Source organism: Streptomyces sp. NPDC050548 (genome assembly GCF_044457385.1).
Lineage (GTDB): Bacteria > Actinomycetota > Actinomycetes > Streptomycetales > Streptomycetaceae > Streptomyces.
In genome coordinates this window covers 1,157,074-1,166,155 of record NZ_JBITGV010000001.1, presented here as the reverse complement: position 1 = coordinate 1,166,155, position 9,082 = coordinate 1,157,074, and the positions used below count along the sequence as shown (strand labels likewise).

Genomic DNA, 9,082 nt, shown 5'->3' with positions numbered 1-9,082 from the left:
AGGCGACGCGCGGATGTCGGCCGCCGCCGTGCCGGGGCGGGTGAGGTGACGCGGGGGCGTTCGTCGTCGTGCCGGGGGCGCGGGTGAGGTGACGCGGGGGCGTTCGTCGTCGTGCCCGTGGCGCGGGCCAGGCGACGCGCGGATGTCGGCCGCCGCCGTGCCGGGGCGGGTGAGGTGACGCGGGGGCGTTCGTCGTCGTGCCGGGGGCGCGGGTGAGGTGACGCGCGGGCGTTCGTCGTCGTGCCCGTGGCGCGGGCCAGGCGACACGCGGATGTCGGCCGCCGCCGTGCCGGGGCGGGCGGGTCAGGCGATGCGCGGGCCTTCGCCGCCGTGCCGGTGGTGCGGGTCAGGCGACTTGCGGGTGTCCGCTGCGGTGGCGGGTGGCGTGGGTCGGCGGCTCGCGGGTATTCACCGCGGTGCCGGGTACTGCGGGTCAGGCCACCCGCGAGCGCCCGCTGCCCCCGTGCCGGGCCGATGCGAGCAGCCCGCGCAGGGTGGTCAGCCAGCCCAGGGCGATGACCGCGGCGGCGAGGGTGAAGCCGAGGGAGCCGTTCAGCGGCATCACGATGCCGATCGCGCCGCCCAGCACCCAGGCCATCTGGAGCATCGTCTCCGAGCGCGCGAACGCCGACGTCCGCACCAGCTCGGGCACGTCCCGCTGGATCAGCGCGTCCAGGGACAGCTTGGCCAGCGCCTGGCAGAACCCGGCGGTGGCCGCGAGACAGGCCACCAGGGCCGCGCCGAAGAAGATCGCCGCCGTGATCGCCGCGCCCAGCACGACCGCCATCACCGTCACGATGATGAGTTCCGGCGCCCGCTGCCGCAGCCCGGACCCGACGGCCGTACCGAGCGCGTTGCCGACACCCGCCGACACCGCGACTATGCCCAGCGACACGGCCGCGCTCTGCCCGGTCATGGGGTGCTCGCGCAGCAGGAACGCGAGGAAGAAGGTCAGGAAGCCGGAGAGCCAGCGCAGCGCCGCGTTGGCGCCGAGCGCGTGGGTGACGGCGATGCCGACCGTGCGCAGCCCCGGCCGCTTGACCTCCTTGGGGTGCGGGCCGTGCAGATGGTTCTCGTCGGCCGCGAGGAGTGCCGTGTCCTCGCCCTTGGCGGAGTCGACCTTGGGGTCCAGGAAGAAGCACAGGATCGTGCCCGCCACGAAGATCACGAAGGCGCCGTAGAGCGGCCAGGGGTCGCCGATGGCGTGCAGCCCGCCCGCGATCGGTGCGGCGACGCCGGTGGCGAGAAGCCCGGCGAGGGTGACGCGCGAATTCGCTTTCACCAGGGAGATACGGGGTGGCAGCAGCCGGGGCACCACGGCGCTTCTGACGACGCCGTACGCCTTCGAGGCGACCAGCGCGCCCAGGGCGGCCGGATACAGCTCCAGGCTGCCGCTGGCGACCGCGCCGGAGATGATCAGCGCGAGGAGGGCGCGGGCCAGCATCGCGGCGGCCATCGCGGCGCGGCGCCCGTGCGGAAGCTTGTCGAGAAGGGGCCCGATCACCGGCGCGAGAACGGTGAAAGGCGCCATCGTGATCGCGAGATACAGGGCGACACGGCCCCGCGCCTCATCGGTCGGTACGGAGAAGAAGACGGTCGACGCGAGGGCGACGGTGATCATGACATCGCCGGCGCCGTTCACCGCGTGCAGCTCGATCAGCCGGCCGAGGCCCGACTCGCCCGCGCCGTGCGCGTGGGTCGCCTTGCGGATGCCCCGGGCGGTACCGGTGACGGGGAAGTGCAGGGCACGACCCATCGCGCGGACGGAACCGCCGACCCGGCCCGAACCGCCACCTCGGATGTTCCCCTTGGCTCCACCGACACCGGTGGCACCTTGGGGCGACCTCGCGGCTGCCACCCCGTCATAGTGCCCCGAGAACGGCGCGAGTAGTGCCGTTACCGCACGTATGGCGGCCTGTGAGAGTGGATTCAGTGCCGTTGCACAGGTCACTGTTTGATCGCCGCGCACCGCCCGAGGGGCCGTCGGTGTGGGCGCATGGCCCGGGAGAAGGTAGCGTGCGTAGCGCGCCGTGGCGATTGTTCTCGGCCGCGCGCCTCTCGGCCATCCCGCAGAATGGATGGCGTAGGCGTGCCCGAGCGCGATCGGGCGCGGACGTCGACGCGGCCCTCCACCAGTGCCCCCAAGGGCCTGGTACATGTCTTTCAGCCGCTCCGTCCGCTCCCTTCGCCGCAACAGGCGCACCCGTGAGACGGCGTAGGAGAGAAGCGATACCTGTGAGCGCAGCGACCACGCGAAGCCGCACCCCCGACCGCCTGTGCGCCGAGGCCGTCGACCTCGCCCGTGCCGCAGCCGAGGAGGCCGCCGCGCCCGGCGTGGTCGGCGAACACGCGGGCTTCGAATCCGAGGGCGACCGGGTGGTCACGCACTTCTTCGAGTGCAAGGAGTTCGGCTACCGGGGCTGGCGCTGGGCGGTGACGGTCGCGAGGGCGTCCCGCGCGAAGCTGGTGACGCTCGACGAGGTCGTCCTGCTCCCCGGCCCCGACTCCCTCCTGGCCCCCGAATGGGTCCCGTGGAGCGAACGCCTCCGCCCCGGCGACATGGGTCCCGGCGACCTGCTCCCCACGGACGCCGAGGACCTGCGCCTGGAGCCCGGCTACACCGGCGAGGACGAGCCCCCGCCGAACTCGGCCGTCTCCGAGGAGATGGCGGAGTTGGTCGAGGCGGAGGACGCGGAGGTGACGGCAGGCGCACCCGCTGCGCTGCCCGTCGCACCGACCCGGGGCTCGATCGCGGCGGTGGCGGAAGAACTCGGCATCCGCCGAGCCCGAGTCCTCTCCCGCTACGGCCTGCACGTCGCCGCCGACCGCTGGGAGGACGGCTTCGGCTCCAAGACCCCCATGGCCCAGGCGGCGCCCGCGGCCTGCGTCAGCTGCGGCTTCCTGGTCGCCATCGGCGGCTCCCTGGGCCAGGCCTTCGGAGTCTGCGCCAACGAGTTCTCCCCGGCCGACGGCCACGTCGTGTCCCTCTCCTACGGCTGCGGCGGCCACTCGGAAGCAGCCGTCATGCCCAAACCGCCCCAGCCCCCCGCCCCGGTCATCGACGAGACGATGGTCGACCCCTTCCCTCTCCGCCCGTCGGCGGACTCGGGGTCGGTGCCGGTGGGTGTGGACGAGGATTCGGCGGAACTGGGGCATTCGTAGAGGCTCCACCCCCTCCCCAAAAGCGTGACACCACCCACCGAAGCGTCACGCTTTTCTCCCACCCCCCCCGGGCCCCTTGGAGTACGGCGCGGACCGCGAAAGGATGTTCGCGCTCTGTCAGCCATGGGAGGGGATCGGTGGATGAAGCAGAATCGGCTCGGCCGCAGCAAGGTGCAGGTCACGGAGCTGGGGTTCGGGGGCGGTCCGCTCGGCGGGCTCTTCGAACCGCTCGATGACGAGACCGCAGCGGCGGCTCTTGAGGCGGCTTGGGACAGCGGGATCCGCTACTTCGACACCTCGCCCCATTACGGAATCGGGCATTCCGAGCGCCGTATCGGTGATCTCCTGCGGAGCAAGCCGCGCGACGAGTGGACGCTGTCGACGAAGGTCGGCAGGTTGCTGATTCCGCAGGACCCCGCGGGCCGGACCGACGAGCCGTTCCAGGTGCCCGCCACGCACCGCCGGGTGTGGGACTTCACCCGGGACGGTGTGCTGCGCAGCGTGGAGGACTCCCTTGCCCGCATCGGCGTCGACCGGATCGACGTGCTCTATCTGCACGACGCGGAGGAGCACTTCGAGGATGCGTTGCGCGAGGGAGTTCCGGCCCTCGCCGAACTGCGCGCCCAGGGCGTGGTGGGGGCGATCGGCGCGGGGATGTACGACCCGGGCAAACTGACCCGGCTGGTCGAGGAGTCGGACATCGACGTGGTGATGCTCTCCGGCCGTTACACGCTGCTCGACCACAGTGCCCTCGACAGCCTGCTCCCCGCCTGCGCGGACCGGGGCATCTCGGTGCTGGCGGCCTCGATCTTCAACTCCGGCCTTCTCGCCACGGCCCGCCCGTCCGCGAGCGCGACCTTCGACTACGCGCCCGCCACACCGCAGACGCTTGAGCGCGCACATCGCATTGCGGATGTCTGCGAGGCCCACGGCGTGACGCTGCCGGCCGTGGCCATGGCCTTCCCGCTCCACCATCCTGTCGTCGCGGGCATCGTCGTAGGCATGCGCACCGAGGACGAAGTCCGGCGCAATACCGCGGCGTTCGGCACGGACATCCCCGCACAGCTCTGGGACGACCTGCGAGGCGAGGGCCTCCTGGAGGAGCGAGCACCCGCACCCACCTCGCGATCCGACTCCGCCTGACGGGGGCCCGGACAACTCCTGATCGCGGCGTGCCGCAACAACCGCTGAACTGACCGGTGTTGTGAGTACCTCAGCCGCGTCCAGGGCCGGATGAGTGAGATAGAACAGGCGCAGCTCATCCACTTCACCGCCGAAACGAGGCGGCCAATGGGGCGAGGGCGTGAAATCGTCCAGGATGAGAAGGCCACCAGGAGCAAGCAGCTCGACGACCCTCTCGGGATCGTCACGCTTGCCCCCGCCGTCGCAGAAGAAGGCATCGAAGGGGGCGTGCTGCTCAAGAAGCCGCCAGTCGCCGGTGAGGACGCTGACGCGGTCGTCGTCAGCGAAGACACCGGCCGCCCGGCGGGCCAGCTCCTGGTCACGCTCCACCGTGACCAGGCGGGCACCGGCACCGAGCCCACTGTGCAGCCAGGCGTACCCACGCCCGAGCCGGTCCCGCTCTCCGCGACGACTCCGTGGGGTTTCGCAGCAGCGGCCAACCCGAGCAACCTGCCCACCTCAGGGAGGCAGCTGTTCGCGAAACCCACCTCGGCGGCAACACGCTCCGCGACCACCACACGAGGCGGAATATCGGCCTCCGCAACCAAGAACGCGAACGCGCCCCGGACCGTCGCCAGGAAGCCCTCGGCCCGATCCCCTGGATTCCCCATGCGTCAGATACTGCGAGACGCCCGGCGCCCCCGAAAGACCCGAACCTGAACCCGAATCCGAACCCCCTGAACCTCCGAGGGACTCGTGCACACCCCGCCCCCAGTGCTTCGCTCGCCAGATGAATCTTCTGCTGACGGCGAGCGGTCTGCGCAACGAGACGCTGAGGGAAGCCCTCCGGGACATGCTGGGCAAGCCTTTCGGGTCGGCCAACGTCGTCTTCGTCCCCACGGCGTCCGTCGCCGAACCCGGCGACCACACCTGGCTAGTCGCCGACATGAACCGGCTGCACGCCCTCGGCTGGCGGGAGTTCGACATCCTGGAACTGAACGGCCTGCCCCGGCAGTTGGTGCTCGACCGCCTGCTCCACGCCGACGTCATCTACGTCGAGGGCGGCAACCCCTACCACCTTGCCCGCAGCATCACCGGCAACAACCTGACCGACGGCTTCCTGGAGGCACTGAAGAGCCGGATCTACGTCGGAGTCAGCGCCGGCTCGATGATCTTCAGCCAGAACCTCACCGAGCACTCCGCAGACGTCATCGGCGACACAGCCGACCTCCACCTCCTCGGCGCGACGACCCCTGGGCCGACCGCATCACCGAACGCGCGGACTTCCCGATCTACTTCATCGACGACGAAACGGCCCTCCGCGTCCGAGCCGGCGAGGTGGACGTAGTCACCGAAGGCCGCTGGCGCTTCCACCCGTAACCCGACATCTCCTGCGGAGCCACGCACCCGCAGCCGCCGACGAAACGGGAGCGGGTCGTGGCGGTACGGCGCAGCCCGCCGCTTAGCTGGTCCCCACGCCGTCCACTGTGAAACCAACAGAGGGGCGCAACCCGCGGCGGGCTCGCCGTACCGCCACGACCCCGACCCCACCACCGCCCGCGGGCGAAAACCCAGCGCCCCTCTCCGCGCGGTACCTTCATCGCGACGCCGATGAGGAGAGTGAACGTACGTGAGTAAGTTCGTGCGGCCCGCTGCCGAGGGTGCCGACCCGTTCGGGACCGCCCGTCTGCGGCGTGGGGTGCTCGACGCCTGGGCGACCAGCCCGGCCAGGTTCCGGGAGGACGCCAACGCCGAGGAGGACCTCGTCCTCGGCGGCTACCGCGACCGCCTCGTCGTAGAACTCGCGCAGAACGCCGCCGACGCAGCCGCCCGCGCAGGCGTCGCCGGCCGCCTCCGGCTCACCCTCCGCGACGGCGTCCTGTGCGCCGCCAACACCGGCGCCCCCCTCGACGCGGCCGGCGTCGAATCCCTCTCCACCCTCCGCGCCTCCGCGAAGCGCGACGCGGGCGACAGCGCCGTAGGCCGGTTCGGCGTCGGCTTCGCCGCCGTCGTAGCCGTCACCGACGAACCCGCCCTCGTGGGCCGCCACGGAGGCGTCCGCTGGTCCCTCGCCGAGGCCCGCGAACTCGCCGACGACACCGCACGCCACAGCCCGGGCCTCGGCACCGAGATCCGCCGCCGAGACGGCCACATCCCCCTCCTCCGCCTCCCCTTCGCCGCCGTCGGCAGCGCCCCCGACTCCTACGACACGGTCGTCATCCTCCCGCTGCGCGACACCGCCGCCGAGGACCTCGCCGAACGCCTCCTGAACGCCGTCGACGACGCGTTGCTGCTCGCCCTGCCGGGCCTGGTGGAGGTCGTGATCGAGGTGGGGGACCAGACCCCACGCAGCCTCACGCGCCGCACCGTCGGCGCCGACACCGTCGTGGACGACAGCCGCGACGGAAGCACCCGCTGGCGTACGGCCGACGCGCATGGCGAACTCGCCAAGGAACTCCTCGCCGACCGCCCCGTAGAGGAGCGGCTGCGCCCCCACTGGTCCGTCACCTGGGCCGTCCCCGTCGACGCCGACGGCACCCCGGCCCACCCCCGCACCAGCCCCGTCGTGCACGCCCCCACGCCCAGCGACGAACCCCTCGGCGTACCCGCGCTGCTCATCGCCTCCCTCCCGCTCGACACCACCCGCCGCCACGCCGCCCCCGGCCCGCTGACCGACTTCGTCGTGGAGCGCGCGGCCGACGCCTACGTCGAACTCCTCGCCGCCTGGCGGCCGGTGACCGCCGGCATCATCGACCTCGTGCCCGGCCCGCTGGGCAAGGGCGAACTGGACGGCACCCTCCGCCAGGCCATCCTGGACCGCCTGCCGCGCACCGCCTTCCTCCCGCCCGCGGTCGAACCCCCCACCGACGACACGGAGTTGCCCGAGTCCCTACGCCCCCGCGACGCCGAGGTCGTGGAGGGCGCAGGCGCCGACACAGTCCGCGTCCTCGCCGAAGTCCTCCCCACCCTCCTCCCCGCCGGCCTCGAACGCCGCGTGGAACTACGGACGTTGGGCGTGGCCCGAGTCCCCCTCACCGACGCGATCGACCGCCTGGCCGGCCTGGAGAAGGCCCCCGACTGGTGGCGCCGGCTCTACGACAGCCTCGCGGGCGTAGACCCGGACCGGCTCTCCGGCCTCCCCGTGCCACTCGCCGACGGACGAACCACCATCGGCCCCCGCCAGGTCCTCCTCCCCACCCCCGACTCCGCACACGTCGAACCCGAAGTCCTCGCCCGCCTAGGCCTCAAGGTCGCCCACCCGGACGCAGCACACCCCCTCCTGGAGAAGCTCGGCGCGCTGCCCGCGACCCCTCGCGCGGTCCTCACCACCCCCCAGGTACGGGCCGCGGTGGCCGCCTCCCTCGACGACGAGGGCGGCGCCGTATGGGACGAACCCACCCCGGACGCCGAGGAGTTGGCCGACACGGTGCTCGCCCTCGTCCGGGACGCGGGCCTGGAACCCGGCGACGAACCCTGGCTCGGCGCCCTCGCCCTCCCCGACGAGGAGGGCGAACTAGCGCCCGCAGGCGAACTCGTCCTCCCCGGCAGCCCGTTCGCCCAGGTGATGCGCGAGGACGAACTGGCCTTCGTAGACACGGACTTGGCAGACCGCTGGGGCGAACACCCCCTCGCCGCCTGCGGAGTCCTCGCCAACTTCGCCCTGGTCCGCGCCACCGACGTAGTCCTGGACCCGGACGAACTGGAGCCCCGCGACAGCGACTTCGCGGAACCGGACGACCCCGGCCTGCTCGACTCCGTGGACGTCTGGTCGGAGGACGTCCTCGACCGCTTCCCCGACACCCCCGTCCCGCCCGTGGCCACCGAACTCGTAGCGGTCCGCGACCTGGACCTCGTGGACGACGACCGCTGGCCCCAGGCCCTCGCCCTCCTCGCCCAGCCGCCCCTCCGCGACGCGATCACCCAACAGGTCCGCATCCTGCTCCCCGACGGCTCCTACGAGGTCGTACGGCCGTACACGGCCTGGTGGCTGCGCGGCCACCCGGTGCTCGACGGCCGCCGCCCGGCGGGCCTGCTGGCGTCCGGCGGGGACCCGCTCCTCCGCGGCCTCTACGACGAGGCCGACGCGACGGGCTTCGACGACGAACAGGTACTCCGTGCCCTCGGCGTCCGCACCTCCGTCGCCGCCCTCCTCGACGAGCCCGGCGGTGCCGCCGAACTCCTCGACCGCCTCGCCGACCCGGACCGCGAGGTCACCGGTGCCCAACTCCACGCCCTCTACGGAGCGTTGGCCGACCTCGACCCCGAACAGGTCACCCTGCCGGACGACTTGCGGGCGGTCGTCGACGGCGAGGTGACGGTCGTGGACGCGGCGGACGCGATGGTGGTCGACTCACCCGACCTGCTCCCGTTCACAGCCGGCATCCCCCTGCTCCCCGTACGCCCGTCCCGGGCAGCCGAGTTGGCCGAACTCTTCCAGGTCCGCCGCCTCAGCGAGTCGGTGACGGGCTCCGTGGACTCGGAGGGCACCGAACACGACGTACCGGACTCCGTCCGCCTCCTCCTCGGCCCCCTCACCCCCACGACCTACGTCGAACACGAGGAACTCGTCGTCGACGGCGTCGAGATCGACTGGCGCCGCACCCGAGACGGCGTCCTCCACGCCGCCACCCTGGAAGGCGTAGCCGCCGGCCTCGCCTGGGCGGCGGGCCAGTGGCCCCGCCGCTTCGAGGTGGCCGCCCTCCTGGAGGACCCGTCACGGACGGAGGAGCTGGCCCGGGACCGCTGGTTCGACTGACCGGGCGGTAACCGGGAGTCCGGGCAGTAACCGGGAGCCCGG

The 9,082-nt window shown here is 72.4% G+C and carries 4 protein-coding genes and 3 pseudogenes; 4 read left to right on the top strand and 3 right to left on the bottom strand.

From position 1 onward, the window contains the following. Window positions 1-267 (bottom strand): annotated as a pseudogene (locus ACIBJH_RS05480) (hypothetical protein); the annotation flags it as partial. 166 nt (window positions 268-433) lie between these two features. Then, window positions 434-1,858, bottom strand: coding sequence for an MFS transporter (locus ACIBJH_RS05475; RefSeq protein ID WP_399115489.1), 1,425 nt, complete (start codon window positions 1,856-1,858; stop codon window positions 434-436). A 377-nt stretch (window positions 1,859-2,235) separates the two neighbouring features. Here ACIBJH_RS05475 and ACIBJH_RS05470 point away from each other — a divergent pair, with 377 nt between their 5' ends. Both ACIBJH_RS05470 and ACIBJH_RS05465 read left to right on the top strand, forming a co-directional pair. Continuing rightward, window positions 2,236-3,162 (top strand): DUF3027 domain-containing protein, encoded by a 927-nt coding sequence (locus ACIBJH_RS05470; RefSeq protein WP_399115488.1) that lies wholly within the window; start codon window positions 2,236-2,238, stop codon window positions 3,160-3,162. A gap of 141 nt (window positions 3,163-3,303) precedes the next feature. Then, window positions 3,304-4,305 carry an aldo/keto reductase gene (locus tag ACIBJH_RS05465; RefSeq protein WP_399115487.1) on the top strand — a complete coding sequence of 334 codons (1,002 nt, stop codon included), beginning with the start codon at window positions 3,304-3,306 and terminating at the stop codon, window positions 4,303-4,305. A 24-nt stretch (window positions 4,306-4,329) separates the two neighbouring features. Here the strand turns inward: ACIBJH_RS05465 and ACIBJH_RS05460 are convergent. Beyond that, a pseudogene (locus tag ACIBJH_RS05460) lies at window positions 4,330-4,862 on the bottom strand (O-methyltransferase); the annotation flags it as partial. A 212-nt stretch (window positions 4,863-5,074) separates the two neighbouring features. Between ACIBJH_RS05460 and ACIBJH_RS05455 the strand changes: the two are divergent. Both ACIBJH_RS05455 and ACIBJH_RS05450 read left to right on the top strand, forming a co-directional pair. After that, a pseudogene (locus ACIBJH_RS05455) lies at window positions 5,075-5,664 on the top strand (Type 1 glutamine amidotransferase-like domain-containing protein). A 250-nt stretch (window positions 5,665-5,914) separates the two neighbouring features. After that, the gene (locus ACIBJH_RS05450; protein WP_399115486.1) at window positions 5,915-9,040 is read left to right on the top strand and encodes a sacsin N-terminal ATP-binding-like domain-containing protein; all 3,126 of its coding nucleotides are present in this window, start codon (window positions 5,915-5,917) and stop codon (window positions 9,038-9,040) included. Window positions 9,041-9,082: the final 42 nt, after the last annotated feature.

Coding starts and splice junctions, on each gene's coding strand:
- ACIBJH_RS05465 (WP_399115487.1), top strand. CDS start 3,304: ATGAAGCAGAATCGGCTCGGCCGCAGCAAGGTGCAGGTCACGGAGCTG.